Source organism: Mycobacterium sp. (genome assembly GCF_008709575.1).
Taxonomy (GTDB): domain Bacteria; phylum Actinomycetota; class Actinomycetes; order Mycobacteriales; family Mycobacteriaceae; genus Mycobacterium.
The window spans coordinates 16,444-35,554 of the sequence record NZ_VYIK01000006.1 but is presented as its reverse complement, the minus strand read 5'-3'; the positions used below and the strand labels follow the sequence as shown (position 1 = coordinate 35,554).

Genomic DNA, 19,111 nt, shown 5'->3' with positions numbered 1-19,111 from the left:
ACACTTAGCTTAAGCAATGCTAACTTCACTGAAGTTAGCTTAGGCAACACTACCTCTGGCGAGGGGAGGCATGCGGGTGGACAGCGCTGATTCCGGCCTGCTCGTGACCCGGCCCGCGACCATCCGGGTGGACGACGATGTCGTCAGCCGATTCGCCACCTGCTGCCGGGCTCTGGGCCTGGCCGTCTACGACCGTCGACGCCCCGCCGACCCGGCTGCTGCCCGGTCCGGGTTCGCCGCGCTCACGCGTATCGCCTACGACCAGTGCGATGCGTGGACCGGGCTGGCCGCCGCCGGCGAGGTGTCCACCACCGTGCTGGAGGCGATCTGGCGCACCGCGCCGACTGCGGGCGTGCTGCAGCGCCACGTGGAGCTGGCACCGGGCGCGCTGGGTTTCCACTACGACACCGGTCTGTATCTGCGGTTCCGGGCAACCGATCCCGACGATTTCTGCCTCGCGTTCGCGGCGGCACTGGTCGCCGGGGAGCGTTACGCCGACGCACATAAGCTGCTCGTCGAGGTCAGCGAACGCCGGCCGGGCTGGCGCCACGCCCGCTGGGTTGAGGTCGCGCTCCACTATCGCGCCCAGCGTTGGTCGGACGTCGTCAAGCTGCTGTCTCCGATCGTCAACGAACCCGGTCTCGACGAGTACTTCGCGCACGCCGCCAAGATCACTTTGGGCATCGCGCTGGCCCGGCTGGGCATGTTCGCCGCAGCATTGTCCTACCTCGAGGAGCCTGACGGGCCTGTCGCCGTCGCCGCGGTGGACGGCGCGCTGGCTAAAGCGCTGGCGCTGCGCGCGGACGGCGACGAGGACACCGCCCGGGAGGTGTTGCAGGACCTTTATGCCGCCAATCCGGAGAACACCCACATCGAAGAGGCGCTGTCGGATAGCAGCTTCGGCATCCAGACCACGACCGCCGATCGCATAGACGCGCGGAGCGATCCGTGGGATCCCGGGACCGAGCCCGCGCCTGGTGATTTCGTGGATCCCGGCGCTCAGGAGCGCAAGGCCTCGCTGCTGGCGGAGGCCGAGAAAGAGCTGGGCGAATTCATCGGTTTGGAGAAGGTCAAAGACCAGGTGGCGCGACTGAAAAGTGCGGTCGCGATGGAGTTGGTGCGTAAAGCGCGCGGCCTGGAAGTGGCCCAACGCACCCACCACTTGGTCTTCACGGGGCCGCCTGGGACCGGCAAGACCACCATTGCCCGCGTCATCGCGAAAATCTATTGCGGTTTGGGCCTGCTCAAGAAGGAGAACATCAAGGAAGTCCACCGGGCCGATTTGATCGGGCAGCACATCGGAGAGACCGAGGCCAAGACCAATGCGATCATCGACAGTGCACTGGACGGAGTGCTGTTCCTCGACGAGGCCTATGCGCTTGTTGCCACCGGTGCCAAAAATGATTTCGGCCTGGTGGCCATCGACACCTTGCTGGCCCGCATGGAAAACGACCGGGACCGGTTGGTGGTCATCATCGCCGGCTACCGCGCCGACCTGGACAAGTTCCTCGACACCAACCAGGGCCTGCGCTCGCGTTTCACTCGGACCATCGACTTCCCGTCCTACAAACCCAGTGAGTTGATCGAGATCGCTAACTTCATGGCCGCCAAGCGGGACAGTGTTTTCGAACCGGCCGCGCTCGACGACCTGGAACGGCTATTCGGGCAGTTGGCCGACGTGACCAAGCCCGACTTCAACGGGATCGAACGCCGCGGGCTCGACATCGCCGGCAACGGCCGGTTCGTCCGCAACGTGGTGGAAAAGTCCGAGGAAGAACGCGAGTTCCGGTTGGATCACTCTGTCCACGCGCAGATCGGCGACTTCAGCGACGAGGAGTTGATGACGATTACCGCCGGTGACGTGGCCAACACCGTGCCGGCCCTGCTGGCCGGGCTGGGTCTGGAACTGCCGGCATGACCGATCCGGAACCCGGCCAGGACCGGCGCTCGTTCTCCTCCCGCACCCCGGTCAACGACAATCCGCAGGCGGTGGCCTATCGCCGCGGCTTCGTCACCCGCCATCAGGTCAGCGGCTGGCGGTTTGTGATGCGCCGGATCGCTGCCGGGGTGGCCCTGCACGACACCCGGATGCTCGTCGAGCCGTTGCGCACCCAGGCCCGCGCGGTGTTGATGGGGGCGCTGATCTTGGCCACGGCGCTGGTGGGCTGCCTGGTGTTCACACTGATACAGCCCAACCCCTCGGCGGCCCACGACACCGTGTTGGCCGACCGGTCCACCGCCGCGCTCTACGTGCGGCTGGGCGAGCGGTTGCACCCGGTGCTCAACTTGACTTCGGCCCGGCTGATCGTCGGCCGGCCCGTCGATCCCACCACCGTCAAAAGCCGTGAACTGGATCAATTTCCGCGCGGCAATCTCCTCGGCATTCCGGGCGCGCCGGAGCGGATGGTGCAAAACACCGCCAAGGACGCCGACTGGACGGTGTGCGACGCGGCCGGCGGCCCGTCTGCCGGCGTCACGCTGATCGCGGGCCCGCCCGACAGCAGCGGTGCCCGGGCCGGCCGGCTCGGTCGGCAGGACGCGGTGCTGGCCGAAGATCCGACCGGCGTCTGGCTGCTGTGGGACGGCAGGCGCAGCCGGATCGACCTGGCCGACCGCGCCGTCACCGGGGCGCTGGGCTTCGGTATCGACACGCCCGCGCCGCGACCTATTGCCGCCGGCCTTCTCAACGCGATTCCCGAAGCCGCGGCGCTGACCGTGCCGGTCGTCCCCGGTGCAGGCGAGCCGCCGCAGTTCGGCCTGCCCGTGGCCGCGCCGGTCGGCTCGGTGGTCGCCGCGCACGCCCTGACCGAAAAGTCTGCCGACGCCGTGCAGTACTACGCGGTGTTGTCCGATGGCCTGCAACCGATCTCACCGGTGCTCGCCGCGCTGCTGCGCAACGCCGACTCCTATGGTTTGGATCAGCCGCCGCAGCTGCGCGCCGATCAGGTCGCCCGGCTGCCGGTGTCGCGCACGCTGGACACCGGCCGCTATCCCGAGCAGCGGGTCCACCTCGTCGATGTCGCCCGCAACCCGGTCACGTGCGCCTACTGGCGCAAGCCGGCGGGTTCGGCCGGCAGCTCGCTGACCCTATTGTCCGGCCCGGTGCTTCCAGTGCCCGACCGCATCCACCCCGAAGACCTGGTCGGGGCCGGCGTCGACGGTGTCGCCACCCGCGTCGCGTTGCCGCCCGGCACCGGCTATTTCGTCCAGACCGTCGGCCAGGATGCCGCGTCGGGGGCCGGCGGGTCGCTGTATTGGATCGCCGACACCGGGGTGCGCTACGGCATCGACAACGAGGCCACCACTTCTACTGGACGTCCCAAAACTGTTGAGGCACTGGGGCTAAACCCGCCACCGACTGCGATTCCCTGGTCGATGCTGGCGCAGTTCGCCCCGGGCCCGACGCTGTCGCGGGCCGACGCGCTGCTCGCCCACGACGGCCTGGCGCCCGACGCCCGACCCGGGAACGGCGGTGAGAGCCGATGAGTCGCCTGATCTTCGAAACCCGTCGTCGGCTGCCCCCGCCGGTGACACGCAAGGGCACCATCACCATCGAGGCGCCGCCTGAGCTGCCGAGGGTGATACCGCCGCCCTTTTTGCAGCGGGCCCTGCCCGTGGTCATCGTCGTGCTCATCGTCGGGATGATCATCGCCATCGTCGCCGCGGGCATGCGGCTGTTCTCACCGGCGATGCTGTTTTTTCCGTTCGTCATCCTGCTGGCCGCCACCGGGCTGTACCGCGGCGGCGACAAGAAAGCCCGCACCGTGGAGGTCGACGCCGAGCGCGCCGATTACCTGCGTTACCTGTCGGTGGTGCGGGACAACATCCGGGCGCACGCCGCCGACCAGCGTGCCGCCGCGCAGTGGTCGCATCCGGCGCCGGCCGAGTTGGTCGCCATACCCGGCTCGCGCCGTCAGTGGGAACGCGACCCGCACGACGCCGACTTCTTGGCGGTGCGGGTGGGACTGCACTCGGCTGAGCTGGACACCGCTCTGCGGGTCAGCGACACCGTCGCCGAAATCGATCTGGAACCGGTGTGTCACAGCGCATTACGAAGCCTGTTGGAGATCGGGCGCACGGTGCGCGACCTGCCGAGCGCCATCGACCTGGGCAGGGTCTCCCGCATCACCGTGCTCGGCGAGCCCGCCGAGGTGCGCGCCGCGCTGCGGGCCTGGATCGCGCAGGCCGTGACCTGGCATGACCCGACCGTCCTGGGTGTCGCGGTGGCCTCAGCGGACCTGGAGACCCCGGAGTGGTCCTGGTTGAAGTGGTTACCGCATGTGGACATTCCCGGCCGGCTCGACGGAGTGGGCCCGGCCCGATACTTGACCGCCCACGCCGACGAGCTGGCCGCGCTGCTCGGGCCGGCGCTGAGCGATCGGCCGGCGTTCACCGGGGCGCCCGGCGAGACGTTGCGGCACCTGCTCGTCGTCGTCGACGAACCGGACTACGACCTGGCCGGCTCCCCGCTGCCCCTGGGGCGCGCCGGAGTCACCGTCGTGCAACGCTCGGCGACACCGCCGCACCGCGAACAGTACCCGGACCCCGAACAACCGATCCTGCGCATCACCGGCGGCGTCATCGACCGCTGGCAAACCGGTGGATGGCAGCGCTACATCGACACCGCCGACCAGTTCGGGGCCGACGACGCCGCCCACCTCGCACGCCGACTGTCACGCTGGGACTCCGACCCGACGCACAACGGCTCGCAGTCGGCAGCCATTCGCGGTGCCAGCTTCACCACCTTGCTGGGCATTGCGGATGCGTCGCGACTCGACGTCCCGGCGCTGTGGGCGCCGCGACGGCGCGAGGACGAGTTACGGGTCCCGATCGGGGTCACCGCCACCGGGGAGCCGCTGATCTTCGACCTCAAGGACGAGGCCGAGGGCGGCATGGGCCCACACGGGCTGATGATCGGCATGACGGGCTCGGGAAAATCTCAGACCCTGATGTCGATTCTGTTGGCACTGCTGGTAACCCACCCGGCGGATCGGTTGATCGTGATCTACGCCGACTTCAAAGGTGAGGCGGGCGCCGACAGCTTCCGCAACTTCCCGCAGGTCGTCGCGGTGATCTCGAACATGGCCGAGAAGAAGTCGCTGGCGGAGCGGTTCGCCGATACCTTGCGCGGTGAGGTGGCCCGCCGTGAGGTGCTGCTACGCGAAGCCGGCCGGAAGATCCAGGGCAGCGCGTTCAACTCGGTGACCGAATACGAGAACGCGATCGCGGCCGGACACGAACTGGCGCCGATCCCGACGCTGTTCGTGGTCGCCGACGAGTTCACCCTGATGCTGGCCGATCACCCCGAGTACGCCGAACTGTTCGACTACGTCGCTCGCAAAGGCCGCTCGTTTCGCATCCATATCCTGTTCGCATCCCAGACGCTGGATGTCGGCAAGATCAAGGACATCGACAAGAACACCTCCTACCGGATCGGCCTGAAGGTGGCCAGTCCCGCGGTGTCGCGCCAGATCATCGGGGTGGACGACGCCTATCACATCGAATCCGGTAAAGAACACAAAGGCGTGGGTTTTTTGGTGCCGGCCCCCGGGGCGGCTCCGATCAAGTTCCGCAGTACCTACGTCGACGGGATCTACGATCCCCCGCGAACAGCGAAAAAGCTGAGAATGCAGTCATTTTCGGAGCCGAAGCTGTTCACCGCGGGCTGGGTGGAGCCGGATCAGGACACCGTCGTGGTCGACGGCGAGCAGGACGAGCCGACGAACCCGCCGCGCAAACTGATCGCCACGATCGGTGACCAGCTGGCGCGATACGGCCCGCGGGCCCCGCAGCTGTGGCTTCCGCCGCTGGACGAACCGATCCCGCTGGCCACAGTGCTGGCGCGCGCCGCGCTACCGCCCCAGCAATTACGCTGGCCGCTGGGCGAAATCGACAAGCCGTTCGAGATGCGCCGCGACCCGCTGGTGTTCGATGCCCGCTCGGCAGCCGGCAACATGGCAATACACGGTGGCGCCAAGTCCGGTAAATCTACTGCCCTGCAAACCTTTATCCTATCGGCGGCCCAACTGCACTCACCGCGCGAAGTGAGTTTCTACTGCCTGGACTACGGCGGCGGGCAGCTGCGGGTGCTGCAAGATCTGGCCCATGTCGGCAGCGTCGCGACGCCGCTGGAACCCGAGCGCATCCGCCGCACCTTCGGCGAACTCGAACAGTTGCTGCACCGCCGTCAGCAGCGGCAGCTGCCCCGGGACGGCCGGCACGACGACGGTTTCGGCGAGGTGTTTTTGGTCATCGACAACCTCTATGCGTTCAGCCGGGACAACACCGATCAATTCAGCACCCGCAATCCATTGCTGACCAGGGTCACCGAACTTGTCAACATCGGCCTGGCCTACGGCATCCACGTCGTCATCACCACCCCGAGCTGGCTGGAGGTGCCGTTGGCGATGCGTGACGGTCTCGGACTGCGGTTGGAGCTTAGGCTGCACGATGCCCGCGACAGCAACGTCCGGGTGGTCGGTGCGCTGCGCCGGCCGGCGGAGTCGGTTCCGGCCAACCAGCCCGGCCGCGGATTGACCATGGCCGCCCAGCACTTCCTGTTCGCCCAACCCGACCTGAGCCAGGTGGCGGCGATCACCGCCCGCCATGCCGGTCTGGCGGCGCCGCCGGTGCGATTGCTGCCCACCAACCTGGCGCCGGCTGCGCTGGGAGCGCTGTACCCCGGGCCCGACCGGGTGGTCATCGGTCAGCGCGAAGAGGACCTGGCGCCCGTCGAACTCGACTTCGCCGCGGACCCGCTGCTGATGGTGCTCGGCGACACCAAGTCCGGCAAGACGACGCTGCTGCGCCACATCATCCGAACGATCCGGCAAAACTCCAGCCCCGACCGGGTGGCGTTCACCGTGCTGGACCGCCGGCTGCACCTGGTCGACGAGCCGCTGTTCCCCGACAACGAATACATCGCGAACCTCGACCGCGTCATCCCGGCGATGCTGGGCCTGTCGGCGCTGATCGAGAAGCGCCGACCGCCGGCGGAGCTCGCGCCATCGGAGCTTTCCCGGTGGTCCTATGCCGGTCACACCCACTACCTGATCGTCGACGACGTCGACCAGATACCGGACACTCCGGCGATGATCGGGCCCTTCGTAGGACAACGGCCGTGGACCCCGCTGGTCGGACTGTTGGGACAGGCCGGCGACCTGGGCCTGCGGGTGATCGTCACGGCGCGGGCGAGCGGATCTGCCCACGCGCTGATGACCAGCCCGCTGCTGCGCCGGATGAACGATTTGCAGGCGACCACGTTGATGCTGTCCGGCAACCCTGCCGATGGCGGCAAGATCCGAGGTCGGCGATTCGACCGGTTGCCACCCGGGCGGGCCATTCTGTCGGACGGCAGTGACAGACCTAGCTATGTGCAGTTGGTCAATCCGTTGGTCGACCAGAGCGTGACCGTCGATGGTGGATGAGTTTCGGCGAAAGGAGTATCTGCCATGACTCTGCGAGTTGTGCCGGAGGGCCTGGCCGCGGCCAGCGCTGCGGTGGAAGCGATCACCACGCGGCTGGCGGCGGCGCAAGCCCAAGCGGCGCCCGTGATCACCGCGGTGGTCCCGCCGGCAGCCGACCCGGTCTCGCTGCAGACCGCGGCCGGATTCAGCGCCCAGGGCAGCGAACATGTCGCCGTCGCCGCCGAGGGTGTCGAGGAGCTCGGCCGCTCCGGCGTCGGAGTTGCCGAATCCGGCACCAGCTACGGCATCGGCGACGCGACGGCGGCGTCGGCTTACCTGGCCGGCGGACTGTGACGATAAATCGAGTGGGAAGGAAACCGGGATGAGTCTGTTGGATGCCCATATCGCGCAGTTGGTGGCTGCGCAGTCGGCCTTTGCGGCCAAGGCGGGTCTGTTGCGCTCCACGATCAGCCAGGCCGAGCAGGAGGCGGTCGCGGCCCAGGCATTTCACGTCGGCGAGTCGGCGGCGGCGTTTCAGGCAGCGCATGCGCGCTTCGTGGAGGTGGCCGCGCGGATCAACACCTTGCTCGACATCGCCCAGGCCAATTTAGGGGAGGCCGCTGCCACGTATGTGGCCGCCGATGCGGCTGCCGCGTCGGAGTACACCGGATTCTGAAGTAAGGAACAGATGATGTCGCAGATTGTGTACAACTACCCGGCGATGCTGGCCCATGCCGCGGATATGAGCGGGTACGCGGCGACCATGCAGGGGCTGGGCGCCGATATCGCCAGTGAGCAGGCGGCGCTGTCGGGCGCCTGGCAGGGCGACACCGCAATGACCTATCAGGCCTGGCAGACCCAGTGGAACCAGGCGATGAGCGATCTGGTGCGGGCCTATCACGCGATGGCGGGCACCCACGAGAACAACACGGTGTCGATGCTGGCCCGCGACCAAGCCGAAGCCGCCAAATGGGGCGGCTGAGGTCGGCGGTAGGTTGAATGGCCGCTGAGCCCAATGCCGTCGAGCTGACCGTCGAGCAGGCGTGGTTTATCGCCGAGACCGTCGGCGCCGGAACGTTGCCGTGGGTACTGGCAATCACCATGCCCTACACCGATGCCCGGCAGCGCGGCGCGTTCGTCGATCGGCAGACCGCCGAGCTGAGCGCGATGGGCCTGATGTCGGCGCCCGGTGTGATCAACCCCGCGGTGGCCGACTGGGTGCGGGTGGTGTGCTTCCCGGACCGCTGGCTGGACCTGCGCTACGTCGGACCCGTAGCGGCCTCGGGCGCCGCCGAGATGCTGCGCGGCGTCGTGGCGCGGCGCGGGGAGAAAACTGTCGTCGCACTGCGCAACGTGCAGCTGGTCACGTTCACCGCGATGGAGATCGATCACCCGCGGGCGCTGGTGCCGGTCCTCGGTGTCGGCCTGGCGGGGCGGTCGCCGGCGCAGTTCGAGGAGTTCAGCATGCCCGCGCGCGTCGGCGCCCGGGCCGACGAGCGGTTGCGCGCCGGCACCCCACTCGCCGAAGTCTGTGATTACCTCGGGATTCCGCGATCAGCCCGACCCGTCGTGGAGTCGGTGTTCACCGGCCCGCGCAGCTACGTCGAAATCGTCGCCGGCTGTCGTCACGACGGGCGGCAGATGACCACCGACGTCGGGATGAGCATCGTGGACAGCACGGCCGGGCGAGTGCTGGTCCACCCGTCCCGCGCCTTTGACGGCGAATGGGTTTCCACGTTTTGCCCCGGAACGCCGTTCGCGATCGCCGTCGCCGTCCAACAGCTCACGGCGATCCTTCCCGGCGGCCAATGGTTCCCCGCACGAGGGCTGTCCCGAGATTTCGGTGCCGATTTGAGTGCCCGGGCCAACTAGCACTGAGCCACAAAACTGAGCCACAAAGGAGAACAGAGAACCCATGTCCCATCAGCGCCGGAGGACCCGGTGATGTCCAGCGCCGTCATGCCGATCGTCCGGGTAGCCGTCCTCGCCGAGAGCCGGCTGACCGAGATGGCCCTGCCCGCCGACCTACCACTGCGCGAAATCCTGCCCGCCGTGCGACGATTAGCGGTCTCCGCCGATAGCGGCGACGCCGAGGCCACCGTGCGGTTCAGCCTGGCACCGATCGGCGGGGCACCGTTCAGCCTGGACGCCAGCCTGGACACCGTCGGGGTCGTCGACGGTGACCTGCTCGCCCTGCGGCCCGTCCCCGCCGGGCCGGCCGCGCCCGGCATCGTCGAGGACATCGCCGACGCTGCGGTGATCTTCTCGGCATCGCGGTTGACGCCGTGGGGGATTACGCACGTCCGGCGCGGGGCCCTCGCCGCACTCATCGGATTGGTGATCGCGGCAACTGGTTTGGCGGTCACCTACCGGGCGGTGACCGGTTCGCCGGCCGGACTGGTCGCGCTCGGCGTGCTCGCGGTGCTCGCCGCACTGGCCGGACTGGTGGCCCGCTCTCCGATCGTGGGCCTGGCGTTGTCGATCACCGCACTGGCGCCGATCGCGGCCGCGTTGAGCTTGGCGGTACCCGCCGGCGACGGGGCGGCCCGGGTGGTGCTGGCCAGCGCGGGCGTCACGGCGTGGTCACTGGTCAGCATCATCACGGCCCGCGGCGAGCGCTATCGCGATGTCGGATTCTTCACCGCCACAGCGGTGTGCGGAGCAGGTGTGCTGCTCGCCGCGGCCATCGACTCGCTGTGGCAGCTGCCGATCCGCACGGTGGGCTGCGTGCTGATCGCCGTGGCGCTGGTGGTCACCGTGGCAGCCGCCCCGCTCGCGGCGTTGGCGGCGCGCTTCCCGCTGCCGGTCATTCCCGCACCGGGCGACCCTGCCCCGGCGCCGCCGCCGGTGCGGGTGCTGGCGGACCTGCCGCGACGGGTGCGGATCAGTGAAGCACACCAAAGCGGGTTCATCGCGGCCGCCGTGCTGCTCAGCGTGCTCGGCTCGGTGGCGATCGCGTCGCGGCCCGAAACGCTCTCGGCGTGGGGCTGGTACCTGGTGAGTGCCGTCGGTGCGGCGACGGCACTGCGGGCCCGGCTGTGGGACGCCGCCGCCTGCAAGGCGTGGCTGTTGGCCCAGCCGTATCTGACCGCCGGCGCGCTGTCGGTGCTCTACGCCGCTACCGGACGTCCGCTGGCGGCGTTGGTCGCGGTGCTGGTGCTCGCCCTGATAGTGGCAGCCTGGGTGCTGGCAGCGTTGAATCCGCCGATCGCCGACCCGCAGAGTTACTCGCTGCCGCTGCGCCGGCTGCTGGGTTTGGTCGCGTCGGGCATCGACGCGTCGCTGATCCCGGTGCTGGCCTATCTGGTAGGGCTCTTCTCCTGGGTGCTCGACCGATGATGCGGGTCGGGGGCGCGAGTAGATCAGCCTGTCTGGCAGCGGTGTTGCTGGCCGCTGTGTGGGTTGGTCCGCCGGCTGGGGCGATCAGCCCCCCGTCGGTGGATCCGGGCGTCGAGCCGCCGGACGGCACCCCCGGCCCGGTGCGGCCGATGGAGCAGACCGCCGAGTGCACCACCTCGGGCATCATCGCCGGCACGGATCCCGCCACGCCCACACCCGACCAGGTAGCGATGGACCTGCCCGCGGCGTGGCGGACCTCCCGCGGCGACGGCCAGCTGGTGGCGGTCCTCGACACCGGGGTGCGGCCGGGACCGCGGCTGCCCGACGTGGCACCGGGCGGCGACTACGTGGAATCCAGCGACGGACTGACCGACTGCGACGGGCACGGAACCCTGGTCGCCGGCATTATCGCCGGCCGGCCCGGCGACGGTGGTTTCAGCGGAGTCGCCCCGGGAGCACGGCTGGTGTCCTTGCGCGTCACCTCCGCGAAGTTCTCGCCCCGAACACCCGGCGGTGACCCGACCGTGGCGCGGGCGTCCACCGAGGTGACAGCACTGGCCCGGGCGATCGTGCACGCCGCCGACCTGGGTGCCCGGGTGATCAACATCTCGGTGGTGACCTGCCTGCCCGCCGACCGAACCGTCGATCAGGCCGCGCTGGGAGCAGCGCTGCGCTACGCCGCCGTGGACAAAGACGCGGTGATCGTCGCTGCCGCCGGCGACAGCGGGCCGACCGGCACGACGGCCAGCGGAGCGTCGTGCGAGTCCAACCCGCTCACCGATCCGGGTCGTCCCCGCGATCCGCGGAACTGGGCCGCTGTGACCTCGGTGTCCATCCCGTCGTGGTGGCAGCCCTATGTGCTTTCGGTGGCCTCGCTGGCGCCCGACGGGCAACCGTCGACGTTCGACATGGCCGGCCCCTGGGTGGGCATTGCCGCGCCCGGCGAGAACATCGTGTCGGTGAGCAACCGCGACGACGGCGGGCTTGCCGACGGGCTGCCCAACCAGCGTCGGCAACTGGTCGCGTGCAGCGGCACCGGCTACGCGGCCGGGTATGTGTCCGGTGCCGTGGCGCTGGTGCGCAGCAAGTATCCCGAGTTGACCGCCGAACAGGTCGTGCACCGTCTCACCGCGACCGCCCACGCCGGCGCGCGGGTGCCGTCCAACGTCGTCGGCGCCGGCACGCTCGACGGCGTCGCGGCGCTCACATGGGAACTCCCCGTCGGCGGCGCACCTGCTGCGGCACCGGCGAAACCGGTCGCCGCCCCGCCGGAACCGACCGCAAAAGACCACACCCCGCAGCTCGTCGCCTCCGTCGGGACCGCGGGTCTGCTCGCTGCGGTTGCGGTCGTCGCCGCGATCCGGGTGCGCCGACGAAAGGATCCCGCTGCATGAAGTCGCCCCGCGCGTTGTCGTTGCCGACCGGACGAGCCACGCTGGTGCTGCTCGCCGTCGTACCTGCGGCCATGGCCCACCCGTGGCATTCTCCGCGCGAGCGTTGGGTGCTCGGCATCGCCATCGCCGCGGTCGTCGTGTCACTGGCCCGCTGGCGGGGACTGTTTGCGACCACGATCCTGCGTCGCAGGATCGCGATGGTATTTCGCAACCGGCGCGGACGCCCGGCCCACGGCTCCGGTATGGACGTCCGCACGACCGCGCTGCTGCGCATCACCCCGGCCGACAACCAACCCGACCTGCTGCCGTTGCCGCTGATCGCGCGATACCTGGACCGCTACGGCATTCACGCCTATGCGCTGCGCGTCACCAGCCACGACACCGACTCCGCGAGCCAACGCCAGACCTGGATCGGCATAACCCTATCCGCCGTCGACAACCTCGTTGCGCTGCGTGCCCGCGCGCCCCGGCTACCGTTGCACGAGACCGCGGAAGTCGCCGCGCGTCGCCTTGCCGACCACCTGCGCGAAACCGGCTGGACCACCGTCCTCGTCGGGCCCGACGAGGTGCCGCCATTGGCGCAGGGCCGGGAATCGTGGCGTGGCATTCGCGCCGGAAGCGACGACTACTGGGCGGCATATCAGGTCGGCGTCGACGCGGGACTGCCCGAGACGCTCTCGGCCATCGAAGCGTATCCGGCGCGCGCCCGTTGGACGGTGCTGGAGATCGCCGACGACGGGGCCGGTCCGACCCTGGCCGTCGGATGCGCATTCCGCACCGCGACCGCTGCGACCGCTGAGTCAGCCCCACTGGCCGGGCTGAGCCCGCACTCCGGAAACCACGGGCCGGCGCTGACGGCATTGCATCCGGGCTCTGCTCGGCGACTCGACGGCCACCGCGCCTTTCCCGTCGACCTGCTGGCGCGGCTGCGCTGGGCCAGCACGGCCCGGCAGCCGCATTCGGTGGCCGTGACTTCAGGTTAGCCGAACATGAACCCGTGCAAGAAGCGGGTCATCCGGCGCAGGTACTCGAGCTTGCTGATGTGCATGAGGTGACTGCCCGGGAACCAGTGCAGCGCACAATGATCCCAATGCCGCCATAGCATTTCAGACTGTTCCGGCGGTGCGAAGCGGTCGCCCAGACCGGTGATGATCAGCCTGCGGTCCGTCGTCGGCAGCGGACGGTAATTCAACGGGCAGTGGTACGACAGCGCCGCCGCCAATTCGTCGCGGCCGATTTCGGCGATTCGTAGCCCCAGCGAAACGAGCTCGCTTGCGGGGAACCAATCGTCGAACATCGCTATCGGTGTGACCGCGGGGCAGTTTGGGATGACGGCATCGAGCCGGTCGTCGGCCGAGGCTATCAACGCCGAGGTGTAGCCGCCCAGGGATATCCCGGTCAGGGCTATGCGTTCGACACCAGTGTGGCGCAGATAGTGCAGAAGCGAGCGGAAGTCGTGCACGGCCTGTGCTGTTGCTTCGGCGAATCCGGACAACCCGTGTGCGAAGTAACCGTATCCGCTGAACGGTGAGTATCTTTCGGATCGTCGGCCGTGAAACGGCAAGCTGTAGAGCACAACGTCGTAGCCGGACCGGTAATACCAGGGCAACGTGAAGAATAACCCGTTGAGCAGGTAGGACGATGCCATGAAGCCGTGGATGACGCATAACGTGGGGCGTGGGCCGTCGTCGTGCCGCCAATGCTGAGCCCATACGACGTTGTTGCGGCGCAGCGAGCGCCAGCGTTTGCGCATGGCCGGATTGACCGCTTCGAAGCTGCTGGCGAAGGAGATGGTTTCGACGTTGCCGTGCGCTCGCCGCTCGGCGACGGAGCCGGCGGGTCGCGACGAGACCTGCGGTAAACTCGTAGGCGGCGGAAAGGACTTCGCCGCCGAGCCCGCCTCGGCCAGCTCGGCGTAGAAATTTAAGTTGTCACGTTCCCGATGGGATTCACTGCGGCGCAACGCAGTAGCCAGAACCGGGGGTGTCATTGTCGCGGCCAGCACCGTGGCGACCGCCGTCCGCAGTCCGATATCGCTCAGCGCGGAAACATCGACGAACGCGCGCTGCCGGCGCGACAGCGCCGACCGGTGCGGCAGTCCGGCGGCGCCGGCGTCGGCGCCCCGCAGTTCGGGCAGCGGAATCGGCTGATCCGCCGGGGTAGTGTCAGACGTCATCGCCGATTCGCCTCTCGGGTCGCGGTCCTACTCACCCGAGAGTAGCCTCACGGTGTCAGCGACGTTGGTCGAACAGCGTCACTGCGTTGTGGTAGAAGACGCCCCGCAGCCACTCGTCGTCGATGCCCGGCAATCGGGTTAGAGCGAGCATCGCGTCGGCATAACGGTGGGGAATGTTGGGAAAGTCGCTCCCGAAGAGGATCCGGTGCCCCAACCGCCGCAGTCGGGCCAGCTGCGACACCGGGAACGGCATCACCGCTTCGGTGAACGGTGTGAACGCCATCGTGGTATCCAGCCGCACCTCCGCCGAGTTCTCGCAGATGTCGAGAAACTCGGCGTACTCCGGCATCCCCAGGTGCGCGACAATCAACCGCAGGCGTGGAAAACGGCGCAGCAGAGCCCGTATCGGTCCGGGTCCGGTGTGGTCGCCGGGCACCGGCCCCGACCCGCAGTGGATCACCACCGGAACGGCGGCGTCTTGGAGGGTTCCCCAAACCCTTTCGAGCAGTGGATCGTTAGGGTCGTAACGACCCACCTGGACGTGCGCCTTGAAGACACGGGCCCCGCGGCGGATTGCCGCCTCGACGTAATCACCGGCGTCAGGTTCGGGATAGAATGTCGCGGTGGCAAGGCAATCCGGGTTGGCTCTGGCGAACTCGGCCGACCAGCGGTTGAGCCAGGCGGCCATCTGCGGCTTGTGCGGGTAGACCAGCGCGGTGAAGCTCAGCAGACCGAACTGCCGCAGGAGCTGCAGGCGCCGGGATTCGTCCGCGCGGTAGGTGATCGGCCAGTGCCGGCCGACCAGGGGACCGGCCGAGTCGAAGTAATGCCAGACCTTGTCCAGCACCGATTTCGGCATGAAATGGGTGTGGACGTCGATCACGCCGGGCAACCCGAGCGCAGACCAGATCTGCCGGACCGCCGCGACCTCGTCGGGGTCGACCTGTCGCGTGTTGTCGTCGGCCATCGATCATCCTTGCAGTCGTCCGGGAACCACCTGGGTTTTGTCTATATCAGCCCGCGCGCGGATCGTTGATCGGAGGACCAGCATGTGGGACCCGCACGTCTACCTGACATTCGCCGATCAGCGCGCGCGCCCGTTTTACGAGCTGCTGTCGCGGATCTTTGTTGATCGGCCACGGCGCGTGGTTGACCTCGGCTGCGGTCCCGGTAACCTGACCGCGCAGCTCGCCCGGCGCTGGCCGGATGCCGTGATCGAGGCGTTGGACAGTTCGCCGCAGATGGTGGCGGCGGCCCGAGAGCGCGGCGTCGATGCCACCGTCGGCGACCTGCGCGACTGGGAGCCGCGGAGCGACACCGACGTAGTGCTCAGCAACGCCGCCGTGCAGTGGGTGCCCGAACATGCCGAGCTGCTGGTGCGCTGGGCCGGTCAGCTGACGGCCGGGGCGTGGATCGGCGTGCAGATGCCCGGCGCCTTCGACGCACCGACCTACCTGCATCAGCTCACCGGCGAGCATCCGGTGCTGGATTGGATCAGCGGAACCGCGTTGTTGCCGGTGCGGGCGCGGCTCGACGACGCGGCCTGGCAGCAGTTCCGCCAGGACCTGGTCCCGCTGCTGGCGGATGTCTACCCGGCACGGCCGGACGGGACCACGCTGTACCCGTTCCGGCAGGTGTTCGTCGTCGCGCAGGTGGGCAGGTCGAGCTGAGCTCACCGGGTCGGCTGGCTGGAGAGCTTCGCGTCCCAGCCGTTCTCCGCCACAAACTCGGCCAGGGGGCGGGGGCATGCCCAGCCGTCCAATTCCAGCGCCGGGCGGTCGGGAAAATCGGGGACCGGGCCCAGGCACAGGATCGCCACCGGCTCGGCCCCGGGGGGCATGCCCAACAGCGCGGCCAGTTCCTGCGGGTCGAACAGCGATACCCATCCCATGCCTAAACCTTCGGATCGCGCCGCAAGCCAAAGGTTTTGGATTGCGCACGATACCGACGCCAGATCCATCTGCGGCAGCGTGCGCCGTCCGAAGACGTGCGCGTCGCGGCCGTCGCACAGCGCGACGACCAGCAGTTCCGCACAATCGAGGATGCCTTCGACCTTCAGCGCGAGAAATTCTTGGGCCCGCCGGCCGAGGGCGTGGGCGGTGAGTCGGCGTTCTCGATCGACCAGGGCATGGATGCGTCGTCGGAGCGCGGCGTCGGTGATGCGGATGAACCGCCAGGGCTGCATCAGGCCCACGCTGGGTGCCGCGTGCGCGGCGTGCAGCAGGCGCGCCAGAACCTCGGCGGGCACCGCGCTGTCCGGTATGAACCGGCGCATGTCCCGACGTTCGCTGATCACGCGGTAGACGGCCGCCCGTTCCAGCGGGCTGAACGCGGTCACCGGCTCATCGTAGGGGGACCGTCACCGGGTGTGCCCGCGCAACCGCAGCCGGAAGCGGACGACGGCGGTGGCCGCTGCGGCCTGCAGCACCAGCATCCCCGTGTCCAGCAGCCAGTAGCGCGGGGAATGCAGCCAGAACCGGTCGCCGGGCGCCATCGGATAAACGGCCCGCAGGTCGATCGTCGACGCCGAGGCTGCAAAACCCCACCGCGCCGGCAGCAGCCAGGAGACCTGGTCGAGACCGATGCGTCCGGTCACTTGGATCAAACCGCCGGCCAGCACCATCGACGCCATGACCGTCACCACCAGCATCGGCAGGATTTGTTCGCTGGAGTGCGCCAGCGACGACAACGCCAGTCCCACCGTCGCCGACACGAGCGCGGTCAGGGCCAGCGTCACATAGAGCTCGGCGGTGGCCGCCGCGGTGCCGCCGCCGAAGAGGACCGAGCCGTGGGTCGGCGCACCTTTGCCGAGGACTACGATCGCGGTGAGGATGCCGGTTTGGATCAGTGCTGCGGCGCTGTAGACGACGATCTTGGCGAGCAGGTAGGCCGAGGCCGACAGGCCCGCGGCCCGTTCCCGGCGGAAGATGGCGCGTTCGCCGACCAGGTCGCGGATGGTCAGCGCGGTCCCCAGGAACACCGCGGCGAGGTTGAGCAGGACCAGGATGGAGTTGGGTTCGTCGGGCTGCGCCCCTCGCGGGTTGGCGTACCCGAGCCCGGTATGGCCGGGGACCGCCATCGACAGCGCGCCGAGCACGAACGGCAGTGCCGCCAGGAACGCGAAGTAGCCGCGATCGGCGACGATGAGCCGGGTTTGCCGGCGGGTGAGCGTGCGGACCTGCCGCCATAGGCTGGTGCGGGGCGGGGTGCCCAGCGGTGCCGTGTCCGGCCTCGGCGAGACTCGGGCAACCGCCGGGTGCCGGGCCAGAAAGTCCCGGTGCGCGCCGGCCGGGTCGGTGCTGACCCGGGTGAAGATGTCGGCCCACTCGGTGGTCCCCATCGCCGGCCCGATGTCGGTGGGCGGGCCGGCGAACGCGATCGTGCCGCCGGGTGCCAGCAGCAGAATCTGGTCGCAGATGTCGATGAAACTCAGCGAGTGCGTGACCACGATCACCACCCGGCCGGCGTCGGCGAGCCGGCGCAGCATCAGCATCACCTGCTGGTCCAGTGCCGGGTCCAGGCCCGAGGTCGGTTCGTCGAGGATCAGCAGCGACGGGCCGGTCAGCAGTTCCATCGCCACCGACGCGCGCTTGCGCTGCCCGCCGGAGAGCTTGTCGACCCGGGTTCTCCGGTGCGGGGTGAGCTCCAATTCGTCGAGGACCCGCGCGACGACCGCACGATGGTCGCCGGCCGTGGTGTCGGGCGGCAACCGCAACTCGGCGGCGTAGCTCAAGGCTTGTTCGACCGTGAGCTGATGGTGCACGACATCGTCCTGGGGCACCATCCCGATCCGGGAGCGCATCGAGGCGTAGGCGGCGTGCACGTCGTGGCCGTCGAAGCTCACGACGCCGGCGGTCGGCGCTGTCAGCCCGGCGATGACCTGGACCAGCGTGGATTTGCCTGCACCCGACGGACCGATCACCGCGGTCAGCGTGCCCGGTGTGGCGGAGAACGAGACGTCCTGCAACAGCCGATGACCGTCGACGGTCAGCGCCAGGCCGTGCGCGGTGAGTCCGCTGGCCATCGCCGATGGGGTCCGGGGCACCAGGGTGTGACCCGCCACCATCAGGTCGGTGTTGCCGAGCGTGACGACGTCGCCGTCGTGCAGCCGGGCGCTGTCGACCAGTGTGCCGTTGACGAACGTGCCGTTGCTGCTGTTGTTGTCGCGGATCTCCAGGCCCGTCGGGGTCGATCCCAGCGTTGCGTGCACCCGGGACACCAGCGGGTCCGCGACGACGATGCCGTTGGTTTTCGCGCGGCCCACCGTCGTCGACTGTCGGACGGGTGCCGATTGCGGTGGCCACGACGGATGCGGCGTCGGCGCTGACGGGAGCCGGGTTGTCGGGTTGGTGTCGCCCCGGGGGGAGTCGGGCACGGTCCGGGCAGTGCGCTGCTGTCGCGGTGTCGCGGATTCGGCGACCCGGAACGTCAACTGCGGTCCGTGCGGACCGCCCAGCGTGATGCTTCGACGGTCGTGGATGGGCAGCACGGCGGCGCGGGCGCCGTCGGCGAAGACACCGTTCTGGCTTTTGTCCACGACGACCCAGCCGGTGTCGTCGAACCGCAGGATGGCGTGCACGCGCGAGATCAATGCGAGGTCGGCGGGGTGCCCGTCGTGCACACAGATGTCGCAGTCACGGTCCCGACCGACGGTCACATCACGCCCGGGCGGAAACGTGTACACCGCCGAGCCGAGCCGCACCGTCAACGGCGGCGCGCCAAGCAGGGCGAGTCTGCGCGGTTGGCTTGGTTTCATCGGTCGCTCTCGGGTAGCCGTGATGGGCTTTAGGCAACGG

General features: G+C 68.9%; 15 protein-coding genes. 11 read left to right on the top strand and 4 right to left on the bottom strand.

The genetic code is table 11. The annotated features are described in order from the left end of the window. The first annotated feature begins 70 nt into the window (after nucleotides 1-70). From eccA to eccE, 10 genes are all read left to right on the top strand, one after another. A complete protein-coding gene (gene eccA, locus F6Q13_RS02430) occupies nucleotides 71-1,918 on the top strand; it encodes a type VII secretion AAA-ATPase EccA (protein ID WP_293051731.1) in 1,848 nt (615 codons plus the stop codon). Beyond that, nucleotides 1,915-3,486 (top strand): type VII secretion protein EccB, encoded by a 1,572-nt coding sequence (gene eccB / locus F6Q13_RS02425; protein WP_293051729.1) that lies wholly within the window; start codon nucleotides 1,915-1,917, stop codon nucleotides 3,484-3,486. Before eccA ends, eccB begins: the two co-directional genes overlap by 4 nt. Further along, nucleotides 3,483-7,427: a type VII secretion protein EccCa gene (gene eccCa, locus F6Q13_RS02420; protein ID WP_293051726.1), complete on the top strand. Its 3,945-nt coding sequence runs from the start codon at nucleotides 3,483-3,485 to the stop codon at nucleotides 7,425-7,427. Before eccB ends, eccCa begins: the two co-directional genes overlap by 4 nt. Before the next feature lie 24 nt (nucleotides 7,428-7,451). Continuing rightward, complete coding sequence (locus tag F6Q13_RS02415; RefSeq protein WP_293051723.1) at nucleotides 7,452-7,760, top strand: PE family protein; 309 nt, start codon at nucleotides 7,452-7,454, stop codon at nucleotides 7,758-7,760. A 28-nt stretch (nucleotides 7,761-7,788) separates the two neighbouring features. Continuing rightward, on the top strand, nucleotides 7,789-8,082 hold the full coding sequence (locus F6Q13_RS02410; RefSeq protein ID WP_293051720.1) for a WXG100 family type VII secretion target: 294 nt from the start codon (nucleotides 7,789-7,791) through the stop codon (nucleotides 8,080-8,082). Nucleotides 8,083-8,097: 15 nt separating this feature from the next. Then, a complete protein-coding gene (locus tag F6Q13_RS02405; RefSeq protein WP_293051717.1) occupies nucleotides 8,098-8,388 on the top strand; it encodes a WXG100 family type VII secretion target in 291 nt (96 codons plus the stop codon). Between the two features lie 17 nt (nucleotides 8,389-8,405). Then, nucleotides 8,406-9,278, top strand: coding sequence for an ESX secretion-associated protein EspG (locus F6Q13_RS02400; RefSeq protein WP_293051714.1), 873 nt, complete (start codon nucleotides 8,406-8,408; stop codon nucleotides 9,276-9,278). Between the two features lie 72 nt (nucleotides 9,279-9,350). Further along, nucleotides 9,351-10,745 (top strand): type VII secretion integral membrane protein EccD, encoded by a 1,395-nt coding sequence (gene eccD / locus F6Q13_RS02395; RefSeq protein ID WP_293051711.1) that lies wholly within the window; start codon nucleotides 9,351-9,353, stop codon nucleotides 10,743-10,745. Beyond that, nucleotides 10,742-12,139, top strand: a complete 1,398-nt coding sequence (mycP, locus tag F6Q13_RS02390) for a type VII secretion-associated serine protease mycosin (protein WP_293051709.1) — start codon at nucleotides 10,742-10,744, stop codon at nucleotides 12,137-12,139. The genes eccD and mycP overlap by 4 nt, the downstream gene beginning before the upstream one ends. Then, on the top strand, nucleotides 12,136-13,122 hold the full coding sequence (gene eccE / locus F6Q13_RS02385; protein ID WP_293051706.1) for a type VII secretion protein EccE: 987 nt from the start codon (nucleotides 12,136-12,138) through the stop codon (nucleotides 13,120-13,122). The genes mycP and eccE overlap by 4 nt, the downstream gene beginning before the upstream one ends. Here eccE and F6Q13_RS02380 read toward each other — a convergent pair. Both F6Q13_RS02380 and F6Q13_RS02375 read right to left on the bottom strand, forming a co-directional pair. After that, complete coding sequence (locus F6Q13_RS02380; protein WP_293051703.1) at nucleotides 13,119-14,315, bottom strand: alpha/beta fold hydrolase; 1,197 nt, start codon at nucleotides 14,313-14,315, stop codon at nucleotides 13,119-13,121. The genes eccE and F6Q13_RS02380 overlap by 4 nt on opposite strands. 55 nt (nucleotides 14,316-14,370) lie before the next feature. Continuing rightward, complete coding sequence (locus F6Q13_RS02375; RefSeq protein WP_293051700.1) at nucleotides 14,371-15,282, bottom strand: amidohydrolase family protein; 912 nt, start codon at nucleotides 15,280-15,282, stop codon at nucleotides 14,371-14,373. 82 nt (nucleotides 15,283-15,364) lie between these two features. Between F6Q13_RS02375 and F6Q13_RS02370 the strand changes: the two genes are divergently transcribed. After that, entirely contained in the window at nucleotides 15,365-15,985 is a 621-nt protein-coding gene (locus F6Q13_RS02370; protein WP_293051697.1) for a methyltransferase domain-containing protein, read from the top strand. A gap of 2 nt (nucleotides 15,986-15,987) precedes the next feature. Here the strand turns inward: F6Q13_RS02370 and bluB are convergent, their stop codons facing one another. Both bluB and F6Q13_RS02360 read right to left on the bottom strand, forming a co-directional pair. Beyond that, nucleotides 15,988-16,590 (bottom strand): 5,6-dimethylbenzimidazole synthase, encoded by a 603-nt coding sequence (gene bluB, locus F6Q13_RS02365; protein ID WP_293051814.1) that lies wholly within the window; start codon nucleotides 16,588-16,590, stop codon nucleotides 15,988-15,990. 84 nt (nucleotides 16,591-16,674) lie between these two features. After that, on the bottom strand, nucleotides 16,675-19,071 hold the full coding sequence (locus F6Q13_RS02360) for an ATP-binding cassette domain-containing protein (RefSeq protein WP_293051694.1): 2,397 nt from the start codon (nucleotides 19,069-19,071) through the stop codon (nucleotides 16,675-16,677). Nucleotides 19,072-19,111: the final 40 nt, after the last annotated feature.

Coding starts and splice junctions, on each gene's coding strand:
- eccE (WP_293051706.1), top strand. CDS start 12,136: ATGAAGTCGCCCCGCGCGTTGTCGTTGCCGACCGGACGAGCCACGCTG.
- F6Q13_RS02415 (WP_293051723.1), top strand. CDS start 7,452: ATGACTCTGCGAGTTGTGCCGGAGGGCCTGGCCGCGGCCAGCGCTGCG.
- F6Q13_RS02400 (WP_293051714.1), top strand. CDS start 8,406: ATGGCCGCTGAGCCCAATGCCGTCGAGCTGACCGTCGAGCAGGCGTGG.
- F6Q13_RS02405 (WP_293051717.1), top strand. CDS start 8,098: ATGTCGCAGATTGTGTACAACTACCCGGCGATGCTGGCCCATGCCGCG.
- eccB (WP_293051729.1), top strand. CDS start 1,915: ATGACCGATCCGGAACCCGGCCAGGACCGGCGCTCGTTCTCCTCCCGC.
- F6Q13_RS02380 (WP_293051703.1), bottom strand. CDS start 14,315: ATGACGTCTGACACTACCCCGGCGGATCAGCCGATTCCGCTGCCCGAA.
- F6Q13_RS02375 (WP_293051700.1), bottom strand. CDS start 15,282: ATGGCCGACGACAACACGCGACAGGTCGACCCCGACGAGGTCGCGGCG.
- eccCa (WP_293051726.1), top strand. CDS start 3,483: ATGAGTCGCCTGATCTTCGAAACCCGTCGTCGGCTGCCCCCGCCGGTG.
- eccD (WP_293051711.1), top strand. CDS start 9,351: ATGTCCAGCGCCGTCATGCCGATCGTCCGGGTAGCCGTCCTCGCCGAG.
- F6Q13_RS02370 (WP_293051697.1), top strand. CDS start 15,365: ATGTGGGACCCGCACGTCTACCTGACATTCGCCGATCAGCGCGCGCGC.
- mycP (WP_293051709.1), top strand. CDS start 10,742: ATGATGCGGGTCGGGGGCGCGAGTAGATCAGCCTGTCTGGCAGCGGTG.
- F6Q13_RS02410 (WP_293051720.1), top strand. CDS start 7,789: ATGAGTCTGTTGGATGCCCATATCGCGCAGTTGGTGGCTGCGCAGTCG.
- F6Q13_RS02360 (WP_293051694.1), bottom strand. CDS start 19,071: ATGAAACCAAGCCAACCGCGCAGACTCGCCCTGCTTGGCGCGCCGCCG.
- bluB (WP_293051814.1), bottom strand. CDS start 16,590: ATGCGCCGGTTCATACCGGACAGCGCGGTGCCCGCCGAGGTTCTGGCG.
- eccA (WP_293051731.1), top strand. CDS start 71: ATGCGGGTGGACAGCGCTGATTCCGGCCTGCTCGTGACCCGGCCCGCG.